Source organism: Rhodococcus sp. KB6 (genome assembly GCF_001445685.1).
In the GTDB taxonomy this organism is placed as follows: domain Bacteria; phylum Actinomycetota; class Actinomycetes; order Mycobacteriales; family Mycobacteriaceae; genus Rhodococcus_F; species Rhodococcus_F qingshengii.
The window spans coordinates 242,799-261,275 of the sequence record NZ_LNAK01000151.1 but is presented as its reverse complement, the minus strand read 5'-3'; the positions used below and the strand labels follow the sequence as shown (position 1 = coordinate 261,275).

Annotated in this window: 18 protein-coding genes; 15 read left to right on the top strand and 3 right to left on the bottom strand. The window is 62.8% G+C overall.

What is annotated here, in order from left to right; genetic code table 11:
- Nucleotides 1-32 precede the first annotated feature (32 nt).
- The 9 genes from ASU23_RS26910 (at nt 33) to ASU23_RS26870 (ending at nt 8,977) form a co-directional block, all read left to right on the top strand.
- Nucleotides 33-1,526 carry a condensation domain-containing protein gene (locus ASU23_RS26910; protein ID WP_042449584.1) on the top strand — a complete coding sequence of 498 codons (1,494 nt, stop codon included), beginning with the start codon at nt 33-35 and terminating at the stop codon, nt 1,524-1,526.
- Nucleotides 1,526-2,989: a condensation domain-containing protein gene (locus ASU23_RS26905; RefSeq protein ID WP_042449587.1), complete on the top strand. Its 1,464-nt coding sequence runs from the start codon at nt 1,526-1,528 to the stop codon at nt 2,987-2,989. Before ASU23_RS26910 ends, ASU23_RS26905 begins: the two co-directional genes overlap by 1 nt.
- A 118-nt stretch (nt 2,990-3,107) precedes the next feature.
- Nucleotides 3,108-4,013, top strand: a complete 906-nt coding sequence (locus tag ASU23_RS26900; protein ID WP_003940962.1) for a sulfurtransferase — start codon at nt 3,108-3,110, stop codon at nt 4,011-4,013.
- Entirely contained in the window at nt 4,010-4,426 is a 417-nt protein-coding gene (locus ASU23_RS26895) for a SufE family protein (RefSeq protein WP_003940804.1), read from the top strand. Before ASU23_RS26900 ends, ASU23_RS26895 begins: the two co-directional genes overlap by 4 nt.
- Before the next feature lie 4 nt (nt 4,427-4,430).
- A complete protein-coding gene (locus ASU23_RS26890; protein ID WP_003940858.1) occupies nt 4,431-5,831 on the top strand; it encodes a condensation domain-containing protein in 1,401 nt (466 codons plus the stop codon).
- A 138-nt stretch (nt 5,832-5,969) separates the two neighbouring features.
- Entirely contained in the window at nt 5,970-7,766 is a 1,797-nt protein-coding gene (locus ASU23_RS26885) for an acetyl/propionyl/methylcrotonyl-CoA carboxylase subunit alpha (RefSeq protein ID WP_030535031.1), read from the top strand.
- A gap of 76 nt (nt 7,767-7,842) precedes the next feature.
- On the top strand, nt 7,843-8,268 hold the full coding sequence (locus tag ASU23_RS26880) for a DUF1707 domain-containing protein (protein WP_003940708.1): 426 nt from the start codon (nt 7,843-7,845) through the stop codon (nt 8,266-8,268).
- A complete protein-coding gene (locus ASU23_RS26875; RefSeq protein WP_003940792.1) occupies nt 8,268-8,618 on the top strand; it encodes a hypothetical protein in 351 nt (116 codons plus the stop codon). Before ASU23_RS26880 ends, ASU23_RS26875 begins: the two co-directional genes overlap by 1 nt.
- Nucleotides 8,615-8,977, top strand: coding sequence for a VanZ family protein (locus tag ASU23_RS26870; protein ID WP_030535032.1), 363 nt, complete (start codon nt 8,615-8,617; stop codon nt 8,975-8,977). Before ASU23_RS26875 ends, ASU23_RS26870 begins: the two co-directional genes overlap by 4 nt.
- On the opposite strand, the gene ASU23_RS26865 is transcribed toward ASU23_RS26870, so the two are convergent.
- Nucleotides 8,978-9,778 (bottom strand): tyrosine-protein phosphatase, encoded by an 801-nt coding sequence (locus ASU23_RS26865; RefSeq protein ID WP_058039077.1) that lies wholly within the window; start codon nt 9,776-9,778, stop codon nt 8,978-8,980.
- Between the two features lie 130 nt (nt 9,779-9,908).
- On the opposite strand from ASU23_RS26865, the gene uraD reads away from it, so the two are divergent.
- The 6 genes from uraD (at nt 9,909) to ASU23_RS26835 (ending at nt 16,609) form a co-directional block, all read left to right on the top strand.
- Nucleotides 9,909-10,427: a 2-oxo-4-hydroxy-4-carboxy-5-ureidoimidazoline decarboxylase gene (gene uraD / locus ASU23_RS26860; RefSeq protein WP_058039126.1), complete on the top strand. Its 519-nt coding sequence runs from the start codon at nt 9,909-9,911 to the stop codon at nt 10,425-10,427.
- The gene (gene uraH / locus ASU23_RS26855; protein WP_007727227.1) at nt 10,424-10,753 is read left to right on the top strand and encodes a hydroxyisourate hydrolase; all 330 of its coding nucleotides are present in this window, start codon (nt 10,424-10,426) and stop codon (nt 10,751-10,753) included. Before uraD ends, uraH begins: the two co-directional genes overlap by 4 nt.
- Before the next feature lie 64 nt (nt 10,754-10,817).
- Nucleotides 10,818-11,720: a factor-independent urate hydroxylase gene (pucL, locus tag ASU23_RS26850; RefSeq protein ID WP_030535035.1), complete on the top strand. Its 903-nt coding sequence runs from the start codon at nt 10,818-10,820 to the stop codon at nt 11,718-11,720.
- A 53-nt stretch (nt 11,721-11,773) separates the two neighbouring features.
- Nucleotides 11,774-13,087 carry an 8-oxoguanine deaminase gene (locus tag ASU23_RS26845; protein ID WP_253741506.1) on the top strand — a complete coding sequence of 438 codons (1,314 nt, stop codon included), beginning with the start codon at nt 11,774-11,776 and terminating at the stop codon, nt 13,085-13,087.
- 7 nt (nt 13,088-13,094) lie between these two features.
- Nucleotides 13,095-13,904 (top strand): FAD binding domain-containing protein, encoded by an 810-nt coding sequence (locus ASU23_RS26840; protein ID WP_030535037.1) that lies wholly within the window; start codon nt 13,095-13,097, stop codon nt 13,902-13,904.
- Complete coding sequence (locus ASU23_RS26835; protein ID WP_058039076.1) at nt 13,901-16,609, top strand: molybdopterin cofactor-binding domain-containing protein; 2,709 nt, start codon at nt 13,901-13,903, stop codon at nt 16,607-16,609. Before ASU23_RS26840 ends, ASU23_RS26835 begins: the two co-directional genes overlap by 4 nt.
- Here the strand turns inward: ASU23_RS26835 and lat are convergent.
- A complete protein-coding gene (lat, locus tag ASU23_RS26830) occupies nt 16,606-17,934 on the bottom strand; it encodes an L-lysine 6-transaminase (protein WP_058039075.1) in 1,329 nt (442 codons plus the stop codon). The two genes, ASU23_RS26835 and lat, sit on opposite strands and share 4 nt — an antisense overlap.
- 65 nt (nt 17,935-17,999) lie before the next feature.
- Nucleotides 18,000-18,464 carry an Lrp/AsnC family transcriptional regulator gene (locus ASU23_RS26825; RefSeq protein ID WP_003940830.1) on the bottom strand — a complete coding sequence of 155 codons (465 nt, stop codon included), beginning with the start codon at nt 18,462-18,464 and terminating at the stop codon, nt 18,000-18,002.
- Between the last annotated feature and the right edge of the window lie 13 nt (nt 18,465-18,477).

The window sequence follows — 18,477 nt, the reverse complement described above, 5'->3', positions numbered from 1 at the left end:
CTTCTCGACGACACACGCAGGAGTTCTACTCGATGGATCTGAACTTGATCACCCATTGGCACCCGCTTCCTGGGCGGGTAATCGAATGGGGCGTCACGCATGCTTCCGCTCAACGAGCCGCCGAAGCCGAGATCGACCGAGAACTACCCCCGACCACGATGCAGGATCGCCACCTGCGACGCGCCCGCGTCACCGCAGAGAAGGGCGATCCGCAGTCTCCGTGGATCGGTATCGCCTTCGATTTCGCAGGAACACTGGACCGCGACGCCATGACGCGAGCCCTTCAGCGCTACATCCGTCGCCACGACACGCTGCACAGCTGGTTCTCGTTCGACGAAGCAACCACCGACGCTGCGGACACCTCGTTCGAGGTCCGTCGACACGTGGTGCCGGTCGAAAGCATCGAACTCGAGTACCGCGTCGGCGACGACGTCTCCGAATCCGAGGCGATCCGCGCGCTCGTCGCGACCAAGTTCGCCACCGAAACCAGCGCGCTGCAGTGGCCGGCCTTCGTGTTCGGTGCCGTCGAGCACCACCATGCCGACCTCGAAGCCGATCCGAGCTTCACCCTGTTCCATGCAGTCGACCACGCCCATTCGGACATGAACTCGATGGTGCTGATGTACGCAGAATTGCGTCAGCTCTACGCCGCGGAAACGACCGGATCGCATCCCGAGCTCGGGCCGGCCGGAAGTTACGCACAGTTCGGTCGCGTCGAACGCGAGCGAACAACCGAACTGACGATGCAGTCACCCGAAGTGCACCAGTGGCTCGGTTACCTCATGCGCAGCGGCGGCTCGTTCCCCGGATTTCCGCTCCCGCTCGGGGCCGAAGACGCGCCCAAACCGGCTATCGGTTCACGCTTCGACCTGGCCGACGACATCGAGTGCGAGAAGTTCGGTGCGGTTTGTAAAGCCAACGGCGCCAACTTCATCGGCGGAATGTTCACCGCGCTCGCGATTGCGGAATTCGAACTCGCCGGACGCGACAAGTACATCGCCCTCTCGCCGGTCAGCACACGAACCGAGGCCGACTCGTTTGCGCAGGGCTGGTACATCAACCTGATCCCGGTCGGCATCGACGTCGACGACAAGCGACGCTTCACCGAGTTGGCAAAGCTCGGGCAGCAGGGGTACCACGACGGCAAGGCACTCCTCGATGTCTCTGTGCAGCAGGTCATCGATCTGGTTCTGTCGAGCTTGGCCGAGTCGGATTCCGCACCCGGCGGACTGTCGAAGACGCTCACCCCGCCGCCGATCGTCTCGTACATCGACGGCCGACGCATGCCGGATCCATACAGTTACGCCGAGACGAAGGCAACGGGAATCGTCGGCGGCAAAGAGACTCAGATCGCGTCGATGTGGATCAACCGGATGCACACCGGAACCTGGATCGCCGTGTCTCACCCCGACACCCCCATTGCCCACGAATCGGCCACCCGCTTCGCCGAGCATGTCTCGAAGATCATCAAAACTGTTGCAGCTCAAGGCGACTACTCGTTCGTGGCACCAGAGGGAGTGGCCTGATGCATGTCACCTCGATCGATCGATACGGACTCGACCCCGGAATCGTCACCGAATGGTCGCTTCAGCCCGCGGACGGCGCCGTCACCGAGTCGGAAGTACCACCGTCGTACAACCAGCATTTTCACCTCGAGACTGCGCGAACACACGGCATGGGCCGGAGTGTGTGGATGGCAGCCGCATTCGACCTTCCCGGAGAACTGAATCGGCCTGCACTCGATCTCGCGCTGCGCCTGTTCATCAGTCGCCATGACACTCTGCACACAGGATTCGAGGTGGGCGAGTTCACCACCACCCGAATGGGACTCGATCCAGACGGCACACACATCGAGACTTCGGAACCTCTGAAATTCGATTCGACCGAAGACCTCCGAGCGCATCTCAAGAAGCGATTCACGACGGTATGCGATCCACTGACCTTCCCTGCATACACGTTTGCCACGGTCGAACGCGAAGAGCATTACACGGTCCTGAGCGCGTTCGATCACACACTCGTCGACGGCTACTCGTTGGTCATTGCTCTCGGGGAACTGCGACAGATCTACGAGGGACTGATCGCCCTACCCGATCTGACCGACCACGAGGCCGTCGACGCAGTGATGAGCCGACTGGGTGACCCGGGAAGTTTCGTGCGGTACTGCGAACTGGAGGCAGACGCTCTGCTTCCCGTCGACAACGACCCTCGAATCCGAGAGTGGGCAAGGTTCTACGAGATCTGCGGTGGCACATCACCGAGTTTCCCCTTGGATCTCGGCGTCGAGGGCGGAAAGCCCGCGCCGCAGGGCGCCGATGTGCGCGTGCTGCTCGACGAGGAGTTGACGGCGACGTTCGACGAGATCTGCCTATCCGCCGGCGGTAGCGTGTTCACCGGAATCCTCACTGCGATGGGACTTTCCGTCCACTCGTACACCGGGCAGTCGACGCTTCCGCTGCAATTTCCGCTTCACATTCGCAAAGATCCGCGGTGGGCCGACGCGATCGGCTGGCTCACCACCAGCGCGCCGATCACGGTCCAGATCACTCCCGACGCGGATTTCGGTGCATCCCTTGCACATACGCACGCGTCGTTCCGAGTTGCGTTGACGCTCGAGGGCGTCACCATGGCCCAGGTTCGAGATGCTTTGGGCGACAAGATTCGACGCACACGCACCGACGTCTTCATGGTGTCGTACATCGATTACCGCAAACTACCCGGCACAGACGATCATGATCTCCTCAACGCCCATCACATCAGCAATGTGACGGTCGCCGACGATGCCCAGTTCTGGATTTCGCGAACGAACCGTGGTCTCTCGCTGCGTTCACGCTTTCCCGATACCGAGACGGCAAACGAAACCATGGTGAATTTCCTCACCGAACTCGACCGGATTCTGAGAGAAGTCTGCGCCCGGGGCGTGACGCCGATCGGAAGTGTCACCGAACAATTGAGAGATTCGAGCGTCGGAGCAGGAACACCGAGGATTTAGGGTCGGCAACGGGCACGAGCAGGCAGAACCTGCTTCCGGGCGTCTCACCTTGCGCACAGCGCATAGAATCGATCAAGTCCGTGTTCGAACCGAACGATTCGTCTTCAGGAGTACGCCCGTGCCCGTTGCCCCCGATCCCTCAACCGCGTTTGCCGAGTTCGCGCATCCCGACCGGTTGGTCTCGACGGAATGGCTCTCGGCGAATCTCGGTGCGCCGGGCCTCAAGGTTGTCGAATCCGACGAAGACGTGTTGTTGTACGACGTCGGCCACATCCCCGGAGCCGTGAAGATCGACTGGCATCTCGACCTCAACGATCCGGTCACCCGCGACTACATCGACGGTGCGAAGTTCGCAGAGTTGATGAACCGCAAGGGCATCGGCCGCGACGACACCGTGGTCATCTACGGCGACAAGAGCAACTGGTGGGCGGCCTACGCACTGTGGGTCTTCACTCTTTTCGGCCACGAGGACGTCCGTCTTCTCGACGGTGGCCGCGATGCGTGGATCGCCGAGAACCGCGACACCGCTTTCGACGTTCCCGACATCACGTCGACCGATTACCCGGTCGTCGAGCGCAACGACGCTCCCATCCGCGCATTCAAGGACGACGTTCTCGCGCACTTGGGCGACGGGCCGCTCATCGACGTGCGATCTCCGCAGGAGTACACAGGCGAGCGCACCCACATGCCCGACTACCCCGAAGAGGGTGCGTTGCGTGGTGGACACATTCCCAGCGCGCTCAGCATCCCGTGGGCGAAGGCAGCGGCACCGGACAGCCGCTTCCGCACCCGTACCGAACTCGGCGAGATCTACGGCGACCTGTCGGCCGACGACAACATCGTCGCGTACTGCCGCATCGGTGAGCGTTCCAGTCACACCTGGTTCGTGTTGACTCATCTTCTCGGCTACCCGAACGTTCGTAACTACGACGGTTCGTGGACCGAGTGGGGCAATGCCGTGCGCGTCCCGATCGTCCAGGGCGAAGAGCCCGGCGCCGTTCCGTCCTCTGTATCGGCGTCATGAGCGCTCTTCCTTCGGCTCTGGCCGAGATCGTCGACGACTTCGCGGCCGTCGGCGCCTCGGACAAGCTCACCCTTCTTCTCGAGTTCAGCCGAGAGCTGCCGCCGTTGCCGGCGGAGCTCGAGCAGAGCGCGATGGAGCCGGTCCCCGAATGTCAGTCGCCGCTCTTCCTCTCGGTCGACGATTCGGATCGCGACAACGTCCGTCTGTACTTCAGCGCTCCCCCCGAGGCTCCCACGACGCGTGGTTTCGCATCGATCCTCGCGCAGGGGCTCGACGGCCACAGCGCCGACGAGATCCTCGGTGTACCCGACGACTTCTATTCGGCGCTCGGTCTCGCAGAAGCCGTGAGCCCGCTCCGTCTGCGCGGAATGTCGGCCATGCTCGCGCGCATCAAGCGGCACTTGCGGGGCTGAAAACATGGAGTTCACCGAACTGGCCGACTATGCGATTCCGGCCGGCGCACTCGTCGAATGGTTGCCGTGCGCAACCGGGCCCTGGGTTCCGGATCCGCGGCCCGTCTCCTACATTCACGAGGCACATCTCAACCGTTCCGCTGCAGGCGCAGGCGACAAGTCTTGGCTGGGAACAGCTTTCGAGATTTCCGGCCCGCTCGACGTCGATGCGTTCCGAGTCGCTCTCGGCCGGTGGATCGACCGTCACGAAGTTCTGCGCTCGCATACCGTCCTCGAACCCTCGAGCGGCGAGATCACCCGGCACACGGTCCCGCTCGGCGGAATCGACATCGGGGTCGTCAGCCACGGCTACGACGCGTCCAGCCAGGACAACTTCGACCACCTTCACCGCCTGTTCGACGATTACGCGTCCCCGCACAGTTGGCCGTCGTACGTCTTCGCGACGTTGACGCCCCGCGGTGGCGACGGTCCGTTCACCGTGTTCTTCGCGGCGGACCACTCGATCATCGACGGGTTCTCGATCGTGCTGGTCGCTCACGAGATCGCAGCTCTGTACCGCGAGGCCTCGACCGGTAGTGCTGCAAATCTGTTTCCGGTGGGCAGCTACGTCGATTTCGGTGCCGTCGAACGCGAGCAGATGGCCGACATGGAAGCCGAGAAGGCTGCGGTCGAGATCTGGCGAAAGGCTCTCGGCACGGACGGTCTACCCCAGTTCCCGCTACCGATCGGTGACCGTGGAACCGATTCTCAGAACGGCCTGTCGACCTGGCTGCTCGACGCCGACCAGTCCAAGGCCTTCAGTTCGACGTGTGCAGCCACCGGCGTGGGGTACTTCGCCGGACTTCTCGGCGGACTTGCCGCTGTAGGTCGCGAAGTCGCGGGATCCGATCGATTCGAGGTCGTGACGCCGGTTCACACCCGCAGCGCTCAGGAGTGGGCGGGTGCGCTCGGCTGGTTCGTCGGACTGTGCCCGGTCGAGTTCGCCGTTGGATCGGACTGTTCGTTCGGCGACCTCGCGACACGCGCCGCCGAATCCATCGCTTCGGTCAAGCCTGCCGCAGCTGTCCCGTTCGATCGGATCGGTGAGCACCTCGAAACCCCGATCCGACCGCGATTCGTCGTGTCCTACATGGACGTTCGCTTCGTGCCCGAAGCCGCACAGTGGCCCGAATGGAACGCCAGAGCACTTCGAAGCAAGGCATATACGCACGACGTCTACATCTGGATCAACCGCACACCCCAGGGACTCAACCTCGCGGTCAGGTACCCAGGCAACGAGACGGCGAACGCCGCGGTTCACGCCTACGTGGCCGCACTGCGCCGGACCATCGAAGAAATCGTCACCGAACCGGACGCCGCCACCTCCGACAGCTACTCATCGGTAGTTTTCGAAACCGTTTCCTAAGCCGGAGTGGGCTTTAGCGATCCGGTTACAACCAGCGCCGAAGCGATGCATACACTCCGAAGTGATGCCAATCCCCCGATGGTGAAATCCCAGAGGAATACACCGCGGAGACAGACTATGCGAACCACAGGAGGCTCAGTGCCCAGTCATGCCAGCGCGCACATTACGAAGGTGCTTGTCGCGAACCGCGGTGAAATCGCGGTACGGGTCATCCGGGCGGCCAAGGATGCCGGCTACGGCAGCGTTGCCGTTTACGCCGAGCCCGATGCAGACGCGCAGTTCGTGAAGCTCGCAGACGAGGCATTTGCCCTCGGTGGACAGACGTCCGCCGAGTCCTACCTCGTGTTCGACAAGATCCTCGACGCAGCCAAGAAGTCCGGCGCCGACGCCATCCACCCCGGCTACGGTTTCCTCTCCGAGAACGCCGACTTCGCCCAGGCCGTCATCGACGCGAACCTCATCTGGATCGGTCCGTCACCGCAGTCCATCCGCGACCTCGGCGACAAGGTCACGGCACGCCATATCGCAGAACGCGCGAAGGCGCCGATGGCAGCAGGCACCAAGGATCCCGTCAAGGGCGCCGACGAGGTCGTCGCATTCGCCAAGGAATACGGCGTCCCGGTTGCGATCAAGGCTGCCTTCGGTGGCGGTGGACGCGGCATGAAGGTCGCCCAGACCATCGAGGAAATCCCCGAGCTGTTCGAGTCGGCCACCCGTGAGGCCATCGCAGCCTTCGGTCGCGGCGAGTGCTTCGTCGAGCAGTACCTGGACAAGGCCCGCCACGTCGAGGCTCAGGTCATCGCCGACCAGCACGGCAACGTCGTCGTCGCCGGTACCCGCGACTGCTCGCTGCAGCGTCGCTTCCAGAAGCTCGTCGAAGAGGCTCCCGCTCCCTTCCTGACGGACGACCAGCGCGCACGCATCCACGCATCCGCCAAGGCCATCTGCAAGGAAGCCGGCTACTACGGCGCCGGAACGGTCGAGTACCTGGTTCAGGGCGACACCATCTCCTTCCTCGAGGTCAACACCCGCCTGCAGGTCGAGCACCCCGTCACGGAAGAGACCGCGGGCATCGACCTCGTGCGTCAGCAGTTCCTCATCGCCAACGGCGAAGAACTCTCCATCAAGGAAGATCCCACCCCGCGTGGACACTCCTTCGAGTTCCGCATCAACGGCGAAGACGCCGGCCGCGGCTTCATGCCTGCCCCCGGCCCGGTCTCCGTCTACCGTGAGCCCACGGGCCCCGGCGTTCGCGTCGATTCCGGTGTCGTTGCCGGCGACGTCATCGGCGGACAGTTCGACTCCATGCTCGCCAAGCTCATCGTCACCGGCGCCACCCGCGAAGAAGCCCTCCAGCGGGCATCGCGCGCTCTGGCCGAGTTCGAGATCGACGGCCTCGCGACCGTTCTCCCGTTCCACCGCCACATCGTCGAGAACCCGGCGTTCATCGGTGACGGCGAGAAGTTCGACATCTACACCAAGTGGATCGAAACCGACTGGGTCAACCCCATCGAGCCGTACGCAGGCGCCGGTGCTCCCGTAGACGACGAGGACGAGGCTCTGCCGCGTCAGAACGTCGTCGTCGAGGTCGGTGGACGTCGCGTCGAGGTTTCCCTCCCGGGCCAGTTCTCGCTCGGCAACGGCGGCGGCGCTGCCTCCGGTGCGATCCGCAAGAAGCCGAAGGCGCGCAAGCGCGGCGGCGCCGGCGGAGGTGCAGCATCGGGTGACGCTGTCACGGCTCCGATGCAGGGCACCGTCGTCAAGGTTGCAGTGACCGAAGGCCAGGAAGTCGCAGAAGGCGATCTGATCGCCGTTCTCGAAGCCATGAAGATGGAAAACCCCGTCAACGCGCACAAGGCCGGTGTCGTCACCGGACTGTCCGTCGAGCCGGGTGCAGCAATCACGCAGGGAACGGTTCTCGCAGAACTGAAGTAGGGCCTCCGGCCCCGTGCGCCTTTCCGGTAGTCCCCACTACCGGAAAGGCGCACAGTCGTTTGAGTAGGCTGTAACGATGGCTGACGTCCCCGACATTCGCATCGGCACTGCAGAACGCGAGCAGGCACTCGATCTCCTGAGCGAGCACTTCGCCGCAGGCCGCCTCACCGTCACCGAGTTCGACGAGAGAAGCGGAATCGTCAGTGCCGCAACAACTCGCAGTGAACTCGTTCCGGTGTTCGCCGATCTTCCGGGCAACTACCAAGCCCCCGGCACCGCTCCCCTGTCGATGGTGACGCCTCCCGACGCACCGGCGGAGCGAGGCTTCAACCCCGACTGGTCCGGTCGCGTCATGGCCGTCGTCCCGATTCTCGCGGTGATCCTGTTCTTCGTCACCGGTACCTGGTTGTGGTTCCTCGCGATTCCCCTGGCCGGTGCACTGCTGTTCGGTACCGACCGGGAACGCAAAGCCAAGCGCCGCCGCGAGCGGGACTCCGACTGATGGAGCCGATCGAGATCAACGCAGGCGGCTGGTATCTACGCGCACTGCGCGCAGACGAGCGTGTGGACGACCGCCCCGCCCTTGCCGATGGTGGTATCACCGACCCCGATTACGTGAGTCAGCGAAGCGCTCAGTGGCACGAAAACAGCGTCTACTCCTGGGCAGTGTGCCAACCCAACACCGGTGAGCTTCTCGCCGAGGTCGTTCTGACGCCTCTCGACTCCACCGCCCTGCTCACCGGCTGGGCCCGCGACGGGCACACCGAGGCGCTCACGACGGCCGCCGACGCCGTCACCAGGTTCGCCGAAGGTGCACTCGGACTCGTCGTCGTCGAGGGGCAGACGAATTGAAGAACAACCGATACTGGCCGTTGGCGATCGCCGTGGTCATTGCCCTGATCATGCTCTTCTCCCCGGGTTCCACCGTCCCGTCGAGCCCGGAGAACACCGACAAGATCACTCACACATTGATGTTCGCGGTATTGGCGATCACCTCGTTGCACGCCCGGATCCCTGCGTGGCTCACCGCGGTGTGGCTCGTGATTTTTGCTGCGACGTCCGAGGTTCTTCAAGCAGCGCTGCCCATTTCGCGTTCCGGTTCGATCTGGGACGGCAGCGCCGACCTGCTCGGCATCGCCATCGGGATCGGTATCGTCAGCCTCGTGACGAGGCGACGAACTTCCCGCCGAGACGAGCCGAGCAGGTCCTGATCAGCTGAGCAGGTTGCTCCGCAATTGGTCCTGGGTCGACGCGTCGATCTTCAAGCCGTCGGTGAAGTAGGCCTCGATGGATCCGTGTACCTGCGCGAGCTCTGCCATCGACGCCTCCAGGTACTCGCGCCTGACACCGAGGACACCCTCGAGCAGGGTCGGGTCGATCCCCTTGGCCTCGAATCGCTCGAGGAGCGGCGCGAACATCGGCAACAAAATCTTGTTGGTTTCGAGGTAGTCCGCGAAGACCGCGTCCTCGGAGGCACCCAGGAACAGCAGTAACGCGGCCGCTGCCCAACCCGTGCGATCCTTGCCCGTGGTGCAGTGAATGAGTGCCGGCGAGCTGGGCGGCTGCGCCAAGTCGACGAACAGTTGCCGGTACGACGCGACCGCACTCGGCAAGGTCACGAAATCGCGGTAACTTCCCTGAAAGTACTCGAGCGCCTGGCCGCTGCCCAACGCTTCGGCAGCAAACGCCGGGTCGGCGATCATCTGCTGCATCTGAGACGGAATGGCGCGATACTGCTTGTCCGCCAATACGTCCAGGCCGATTTCTCGGATACCGTCCGGCGTCAGATCCGGTGCCGTCTCGCGTTCGGATTCGGTGCGCAGATCGTAGATCGTGACGATGCCCAGATCGGCGAGGGTCTGTGCGCCGTCCGCACTGAGCGATGCCAGATCGGTGGAACGAAACACGCTCCCGGTGCGGACGGTGCCACCGAAGCTCGATTCGGGGCCACCGATGTCTCGGAGGTTCGCCAGGGACGGTACGACGGAAGACAGCTTCGGAGTATCGGTCATACCTGAGAATGTATCGGTCGCCGAGAAACCGTGATCGGGGAAGAGCAGCCGGAGAAATAAGATCGAGACACATCATCTCCCGTAATTGCTGCGCTACAGATCCGTAACATGCTCAAGTAATCCTGTGGACATGCCTACAACGAATTCCAGTGGTCTCGGAGCCTTCGATGCGCTCGGTGACCACCAGGCAGTCGCGGCGCTGCTCGAGTGTTGCCATTCCGCCGTGTGGGCACAGGAAATCGCCTCGTCTCGCCCGTTCGCCGATCTGGAAGCTCTGTTCGACAAAGCAGATGCGGTGCTGGCCGAGCTTCCCGAGTCCGAGATCGACGACGCTCTCTCCGGCCACCCACGAATCGGTGAGCGAAGCGAGAGCGCGGCCTCTACCCGTGAACAGTCGGGAGTCTCGTCGGCGACAGAAGACGTACTCGCGGAACTTCGACGGAAGAACGCCGAGTACGAAGAGACATTCGGCCATGTTTACCTGGTCTGCGCGTCGGGGAAATCTGGAACGGAGCTCCTCGACATCCTTCGAGGTCGTCTCCGAAACGACCCGGCGACCGAGCGTTCCATGCTTCGAACCGAATTGGCCGCCATCAATCGGATCAGACTCGCCCGTCTGATCGATGCACTCGCCGGAGGCACAGCATGAGCAAGACCCTCAGCACGCACGTTCTCGACGCGACGACGGGCAACCCCGCGGCGGGGATTCGCGTCGAACTTCGTGATCGAGACGGCGCCTCCGTCACCACTGCGGAGACCGACTCCGACGGCCGCATCCCCGAACTTGCTCCCGGTGGCCTGACCGCCGGTCACTACACCCTGACTTTCGACACCGGAACGTATTTCGAGACCAACGGACAAGAAAACTTCTACCCGGAAGTGACAGTGACCTTCCGGGTGGACGACACGGCACGGGGCTATCACGTCCCACTGTTGCTGTCGCCCTTTGCTTATTCCACCTATCGCGGGAGCTGAACACGTGACTACCGAAAACATCACGACCGGCAACATCACAACCGGCAGTACGAACACCGAACGGTTGAGCGGATCGATCGAACTATCGGGTCACCAGTACGGCAAAGCGGAAAATCGAGTAGTCCGAATCTATCGAGACACCCCCCGTCACGAAATTCACGACATCAACGTCTCCACCTGCCTGCGTGGGGATTTCGCCGACGCATACCTCACCGGTGATCAATCAAAGGTTCTGCCGACCGACACGCAGAAACAAACGGCCTACTCCTACGCCAAGGAAAAGGGTCTGATCTCGATCGAGACGTACGGACTCGAACTCGCCCGTCATTTCGTCGACGACATCGAACCGGTCAGTGGCGCGCGGATCGAGATCGAGGAATACGCCTGGGAGCGTGCGATTGTCGACGGCAGCGAGCACGACTACACCTGGATTCGGAAGGGTCAGGAAGTTCGGACGGCGTCGATCACCATCGCCGATACCGGGACATGGGTGATCGGCGGCCTGAAGGACCTGGTGATCCTCAAATCGACCGGTAGTGAGTTCTCGGGTTTTCTCGAAGATCCGTACACCGTTCTCGAGCCGACCGACGACCGCGTCATGGCGACGACGTTGGTCGCCCAGTGGCGATTCGTCACCACCGACGTCGACTGGGAATCGGTCTACGCGGGCATCAAGGCACAGATCGTCAAGCAGTTCGCACAGGTACATTCACTTGCCCTGCAGCAGACGCTCTTCCACATCGGCAAGGCAATCCTCGAGGAATTCCCGATCATCGCGGAGGTTCGACTGTCCGCACCCAACAAGCATCATTTCGAATATGCACTCGGCCGCTTCGGAGTGGAGAACGACAACGAGGTGTTCCACGCTGCGGATCGTCCGTACGGCCTGATCCAAGCTGCGGTCAGCCGATCCGACGCACCAGACGCGGGACCGTCGTGGACCACCTACGCCGGTTGGTTGTCGTGACCGAATCAGCTCTCGGGGCAACACTCGTCGTGGCGGGCGCTCATGTGGTCACGATGGACGGCGACCGCTCCGAGTACTCCGACGGATATGTGGTGATCTCGGGCAACAAGATCGTCGACGTCGGCGCCGGAACGCTACCCGAATACCCGGGTGCGCAAGTGATCGACGGGAGTGGTTGCCTGATCACGCCGGGTCTGGTCAACACACATCATCATCTCTACCAATGGATCACCCGAGGCCTGGCCGCGGACTCGACGCTTTTCGAGTGGCTGACCACCCTGTACCCCGTCTGGGCGGGTATCGACGCCGACGCCGTCCACGTGGCGGCCACCGGCGGCCTCACGTGGTTGGCGAAAACCGGATGTACGACCACCACCGACCACCACTACGTCGTTCCCCGCGACGCCGGCGACGTTTTCGAGGCCGAGATCACCGCGGCTGCGCAGGTCGGCCTTCGATTCCACCCGTGTCGTGGGTCGATGGATCTCGGCCAGAGTTCCGGCGGCCTGCCACCGGATCACGTCGTGGAAAAACTCGATGACATCCTGACCGGCACGCAGTCGGTGATCGACCGTTGGCACGACCCGAATCCCGGATCGATGCTGCAGATCGCGGTAGCTCCCTGCTCACCCTTCTCGGTGACGGAGGCATTGCTCCGCGAGTCCGCGACGCTGGCCCGCGAAAACGGCGTGCGTATGCACACGCATCTGGCCGAGACACTGGACGAGGAGAGATTCTGCCGCGAGCATTTCGGTTGCACGCCGGTCGAATACATGGAACGAGTCGGCTGGGTGGGCCCGGACGTCTGGTACGCCCACGCAGTCCATCTCGACGACGCCGGTATCGAGACGATGGCGCGAACCGGAACTGCGGCGGCGCACTGCCCGACCTCCAACGCGCGCCTGGGAGCCGGTATCGCCCGTGCCGCCGATCTGGTGAACGGCGGGGTCACCGTGGGGCTCGGCGTGGACGGCGCGGCGAGCAATGAAGCTTGCAGCCTGATCGAGGAGTCTCGTCATGCACTTCTGTTTGCTCGCGCGAAGGGCGGACCGCAGACGATGACGGTGCGAAAAGCCTTGGAATTGGGAACGATCGACGGCGCACGAGTTCTGGGCCGCGAGGGCGAAATCGGATCGATCGAGGTCGGAAAACTTGCCGACCTGGCGGTGTGGAAACTCGACACCGTCGCGCATGCCGGCATCACCGATCCGGTGGCGGCGCTCGTACTCGGCTCGACTCCCCCGCTGAAGTTACTGCTCGTCAACGGGCGAATCGTAGTTGCCGACGGACGAGTCACCACCGTCGACGAGGACGTCGTGGCCTCGGATGTCGCACGCGCACAACGCGATCTACTCGGAAAGGCTTGAGGTCGCGATGGACCTGCACAGCGTCGACGAAGTTCTGGTGCCGCGGACCCGCGCCGAACTCCCCTGTGCCTCACCCGGCATCGGGTTCATCGGTGGCGGCACCTGGCTGTACTCGGAACCGCAGCCGCACCTGACCACCCTTGTCGACCTTGCGGGCTTCGACTGGGAAGCTGTGGCGGTCGGCGATCTCGGTCTCGAGATCGCGGCCACCTGCACCATCGAGGAACTGTGCCGCGCCGAACTTCCCGCATCCTGGCGCGCCGCAGCGCTGTTCCAACACTGCGCTGACGCACTACTCGCATCGTGGAAGGTGTTGCGATACGCGACAGTCGGCGGCAACATCGCGCTCTCCTTCCCGGCCGGAGCGATGACGACTCTGTGTACCGCTCTCGATGCCGAACTGACGATCTGGCGTCCGGACGGTACCGAATACTCGTTCCCCGTAGTCGATTTCGTTATCGACGATTCTCGAAACGTACTCAGGTCCGGCGAGATCATCCGCAGTATCCGGATTCCCGTGCATGCATTGACTGCCCGTACCGCGATGCGAAAGCTGGCTCAGACGTCACTCGGGCGATCGGCCGTAGCCGTGGCCGGACGCTGCGGCGCCGACGGTTTCACGCTGGCGATCACCGCCGCGACCCGCCGTCCGTACGCTCTCAAATTCGACGAACTCCCCGACGCCACAGCACTTGCGGATGCGTTGCGCAGCAGGATTCCGGAAGACGCCTACTTCACCGATGTCCATGGAACTGCGCCGTGGCGGAAGGCGATGACCGAGCTTCTTGCCGAAGAAATCCGAGGTGAACTGGAATGAAGTACTCGGTGGACGGAGTTCCGCGCGACGACCAGCCCCGCCCAGGACAGTGCCTGCGAACTTTCCTCCGCGAGCACGGAGCGAACTCCGTCAAGAAGGGGTGCGATGCCGGAGACTGCGGCGCCTGCTCGGTGCTGGTCGACGGACACCCCACCCATTCGTGCATATTTCCCGCCCATCGCATCGACGGCCGCGACGTCGTCACCGCCTCCGGTCTCGGAACACCGGAGAAACCTCACCCCATTCAACAGGCATTCGTGGATGCGGGCGGATTCCAATGTGGTTTCTGTACAGCGGGAATGGTAGTCACCGCATCAGCGTTGTCGGTCGAGCAAAAATCCGATCTCGCGTGCTCGATGAAAGGTAACCTGTGCCGCTGCACCGGTTATCGGTCCATTCGTGACGCTCTCGCCGGTACATCCAATACGGAGACTGCCAAAATAGGCGGGGCACAAGGGCGTTCGATCGCAGCACCGGCGTCCGCGCGCATCGTCACGGGAACCGAGCAGTACACCATGGACTTCTCCCCGGGTGAGAAGCCGGTCGACCTGCTTCACGTCGCAGTACTCGGCAGTCCGCACGCACACGCACACATAAGCCGGATAGACACGGCAGCAGCCGAAGCGGCGCCGGGCGTCACCGCGGTCCTCACTTTTCATGACAGTCCGGACGTGCTGTTCTCGACCGCCCGGCACGAGGACCGCAACGACGATCCGGACGACACGCGCGTGTTCGACAGCACCCTCCGTTTCCGCGGCCAGCGCGTAGCCGCGGTCATCGCCGAAACCCCGACGCAGGCGGAACGTGCACTCTCGCTGATCGAAGTCGACTACGAGGTACGCGACGCGGTATTCGAACCAGATCTGGCGCGTTCCCCCGGCGCTCCACTCCTGCACGGCGACAAGGACGAGAGCTCGCGGATCGCCGAGGCCCCCCGCAACGTGGTTGCCGCGCTTCACGATGGCGTCGGCGATCTGGACCGTGCGCTCGCGGATGCGACTGCAGTCGTCGAAGGTACGTGGAAAACTGCGCGAGTCCAGCACGTGGCCTTGGAAACTCACGGCGCAGTGGGGTGGCTCGACGAGGAGGGCCGTCTCGTCATCAGAAGCAGCACACAGGTGCCGTTTCTGGTTCGGGACGAATTGGCCCACATCTTCGATCTCGATCGCAGCCGAATCCGGGTGTTCGCAAAACGGGTAGGCGGGGGTTTCGGCGGGAAGCAGGAACTACTCACCGAGGATCTGGTCGCACTGGCCGTCTTGAAGACCGGCAAGCCCGTAGCCTACGAGTTCAGCCGCAGCGATCAGTTCACCATCGCACCGTCACGGCATCCGATGCGAGTATCGGTGCGTGCGGGAGCCGACGCCGACGGAACTCTCACTGCGCTCGCTATCGACGTGCTTTCCGACGCGGGGGCGTACGGGAACCATTCGATCGGAGTCATGTTCCATGGGTGCGCCGAATCCATGGCGGTCTATCGCGCTGCGACCAAACGCGTCGACGCCGAAGCGGTCTACACGAACAACGTTCCCTCCGGGGCCTTTCGTGGTTACGGGCTCGGTCAGATCATCTTCGCCGTCGAGTCGGCCATGGATCAGCTCGCGGATCGTCTCGGCATGGACCCCTTCGAGTTTCGGCGGCGCAACGTCGTCGTTCCCGGAGACGATTTTGTCGACTGGCACGTCGAGGACGGTGATCTCGAGTTCGGCAGCTACGGGCTGGACCAGTGCATCGACCTCGTCGACAGTGCACTGTCAAGCGGACGCGGAGAGGCTGCACCGACTGGGTCGCGTTGGCGGATCGGTCGGGGCATGGCAATTGCCATGATCGCGACGATCCCGCCGCGTGGTCACTTCTCCGACACCACCGTCGCGCTCGAGGCCGACGGTCGGTACGTCGTGAACATCGGCACCGCTGAGTTCGGCAACGGAACCACTACGATTCACCAACAGATCGCGGCCACCGAATTGCGGACGACAGTCGATCGCATCACGATTGTTCAATCCGACACCGATGCCGGCGGATACGACACCGGAGCGTTCGGGTCGACGGGAACGGTGGTCGCCGGAAAGGCGCTCCTGATCGCCTGCGAGCGCCTTCGCGAGCGGATACTGACCCGTGCGGTGCGATCGAGCGGTCGCGGCGCGCAGATCGACGACCTTTCGCCGGACGGTGTCGAAACATCCCACGGTTGCCTCGATTTCGCGACGCTACTCGAAGGTGGCCCGCTCGCCGCTGACGGTCGCCACGACGGTACACCGCGCTCGGTCTCGTTCAACGTTCACGGTTTTCGCGTTGCCGTCGACACGAACACCGGCCGGGTGAAGATCCTGCAGTCGGTTCAGGCCGCCGATGCCGGCACCGTCATGAACCCGGCACAACTGCGAGGGCAGGTGGAAGGCGGTGTGGGACAAGCGCTCGGCGCTGCGCTGTCGGAGGAGATCGTCATCGAAGAAGGTCGGGTGATCAATCCGCAGTTGCGCAATTATCACGTTCCCCAGATCGGGGATCTGCCGATCACCGAAGTACTGTTTGCCGACACGTACGACAAGCTCGGGCCTTTCGGCGCGAAATCGATGAGTGAGGCCCCCTTCAATCCTGTAGCACCGGCGTTGGCAAACGCGATTGCCAACGCGTGTGGAGTGCGTATGTACTCCACACCGATGACACCGGATCGAGTGTGGGAACAGCTACAGAGGCCCTAGGTCTCGCGTGCGAGCACGCGCTCGACCGCGTCGACCGCGTCGTCCAGCTCACTGGTGGTCACCGTCAGCGCGGGCCGGAATCTGATTCCCCTCTTCCCGGTGGGCAGTATCATCACGTGCTCGTCTTCACGCAGTCGCTGTACGACGCGATCGCGAAGGTCACTGTCCGCCAACGTAATCGCGCACATCAGACCACGACCGCGCGGCTCGGTTGCCGCCGCGTACCGCCCGCAGACTTCGGTCAACCGGGCAAGGAGATGCGCACCCGTGAATCGCACGCGGTCGATCAGTCGGTCCTGCTCGACGACTTCGAGTATCCGCCGGGCACGAACCATGTCGGTGAGGTTGCCACCCCACGTCGAATTGATCCGAGAACTGACGTGAAACACGTTGTCATGCACTTCATCCACGCGCCCGCCGGCCATGATTCCGCACACCTGCGTTTTCTTGCCGAACGCCACCACATCCGGACTCAGACCCAATTGTTGGTAGGCCCAGGCAGTTCCGGTGATTCCGCAACCGGTCTGCACTTCGTCGAGAATGAAGAGGGCGTCGTTTTCGTGGCACAACTCCTGCATCGCCTGCAGAAATTCCGGCCTGAGGTGATGGTCGCCGCCCTCGCCCTGGATCGGCTCGGCGATGAAACAGGCAATGTCGTCGGGGTTGTCGGCAAAAGCTCGGCGCGCTTGATCGAGAGCTTGCCTCTCCGCAGCTTCGACATCGCGGCCGTCTGCCAGGTACGGCGAGTCGATACGTGGCCAGTCGAACTTGGGGAATCGCGCGACCTTGCCCGGTTCGGTGTTGGTGAGCGACATCGTGTAGCCACTGCGGCCGTGAAAAGCCTCGGTCAGGTGCAGGACCTTTGTCCCCAGATCTGCTGACAACCCACGGCTTTCGTTCCACCGACTCTTCCAGTCGAAGGCAACCTTGAGTGCATTTTCCACCGCCAGGGCTCCGCCGTCGACGAAGAACAAGTGTGGGAGTGCCGAATCCCCCAGTACCCGAGCGAAAGCCGCAACGAAGCGCGCCATGGGTTCGGTGTAGATGTCGGAGTTACTCGGCTTGTTGGAGGCCACAACAGCCAACTCCTGTTGAAACTCCTCGTCGCCTGTGATCGCAGGGTGATTCATACCCAGGGCCGAAGAGCCGAAGAAACCGAACATGTCCAGATACTCGGTTCCGTCTCGCAGGTCACGGAGATAGGAACCCCGCGACCCTTCGACGTCGAGAATCAGATCGAATCCGTCGACGAGGATGCTGGCCTTCAACACGTCGTAGACCGGAAAGAGCGCACTGTCACCGAAGTCTCGCATCGCAGTACTCATACGCGAAGGCTATGTCAATTTTCCGGGAGTGTCGATAGAGGACCGTAAAAGTTATTGAACAAGCGTCATTCGTCGTAAAAAGTTTGTAGGATGATGGTGCTTCGTGTGTTGACGTTGGCTGCCGTACGAATCTCCTGCAGCAATCGCTCCAACGCCCGAGGTGACGCCACCCGGACCAGGAGGACGTAGCTTTCGCTCCCGGCTACCGAGTGACACGAGACGACCGCCGGCAGATGACGCAAGCGGGCAGGCGCATCGTCGGGCTGCGAGGGATCGAGAGGAGTGATGGCGACAAATGCGGACAGATTGTGACCGAGTGCCTCCGGATCGATCTTCGCGGAGTACCCACGGATCACCTTGCGAGATTCCAAACGACGCACTCGCGACTGGACTGCGGAGATCGAGAGTCCAGCCTTCTCAGCAAGACTTGCGAGAGTGGCACGGCCGTCCAAGACCAATTCACGCATCAAGAGTCGATCGGTTTCGTCGACCGGAACACCGGCAACGTCACTGGTTTCTGTTTCTCGCACCTGCGCAGGCTAA

Bases quoted from the DNA above. Each gene is read 5' to 3' on its own strand.
- ASU23_RS26845 (WP_253741506.1), top strand. From the start codon at position 11,774: ATGGACGGCGACCGCTCCGAGTACTCCGACGGATATGTGGTGATCTCG.
- ASU23_RS26905 (WP_042449587.1), top strand. From the start codon at position 1,526: ATGCATGTCACCTCGATCGATCGATACGGACTCGACCCCGGAATCGTC.
- lat (WP_058039075.1), bottom strand. From the start codon at position 17,934: ATGAGTACTGCGATGCGAGACTTCGGTGACAGTGCGCTCTTTCCGGTC.
- ASU23_RS26835 (WP_058039076.1), top strand. From the start codon at position 13,901: ATGAAGTACTCGGTGGACGGAGTTCCGCGCGACGACCAGCCCCGCCCA.
- uraD (WP_058039126.1), top strand. From the start codon at position 9,909: ATGCCTACAACGAATTCCAGTGGTCTCGGAGCCTTCGATGCGCTCGGT.
- ASU23_RS26890 (WP_003940858.1), top strand. From the start codon at position 4,431: ATGGAGTTCACCGAACTGGCCGACTATGCGATTCCGGCCGGCGCACTC.
- ASU23_RS26895 (WP_003940804.1), top strand. From the start codon at position 4,010: ATGAGCGCTCTTCCTTCGGCTCTGGCCGAGATCGTCGACGACTTCGCG.
- ASU23_RS26865 (WP_058039077.1), bottom strand. From the start codon at position 9,778: ATGACCGATACTCCGAAGCTGTCTTCCGTCGTACCGTCCCTGGCGAAC.
- ASU23_RS26880 (WP_003940708.1), top strand. From the start codon at position 7,843: ATGGCTGACGTCCCCGACATTCGCATCGGCACTGCAGAACGCGAGCAG.
- uraH (WP_007727227.1), top strand. From the start codon at position 10,424: ATGAGCAAGACCCTCAGCACGCACGTTCTCGACGCGACGACGGGCAAC.
- ASU23_RS26910 (WP_042449584.1), top strand. From the start codon at position 33: ATGGATCTGAACTTGATCACCCATTGGCACCCGCTTCCTGGGCGGGTA.
- ASU23_RS26875 (WP_003940792.1), top strand. From the start codon at position 8,268: ATGGAGCCGATCGAGATCAACGCAGGCGGCTGGTATCTACGCGCACTG.
- ASU23_RS26840 (WP_030535037.1), top strand. From the start codon at position 13,095: ATGGACCTGCACAGCGTCGACGAAGTTCTGGTGCCGCGGACCCGCGCC.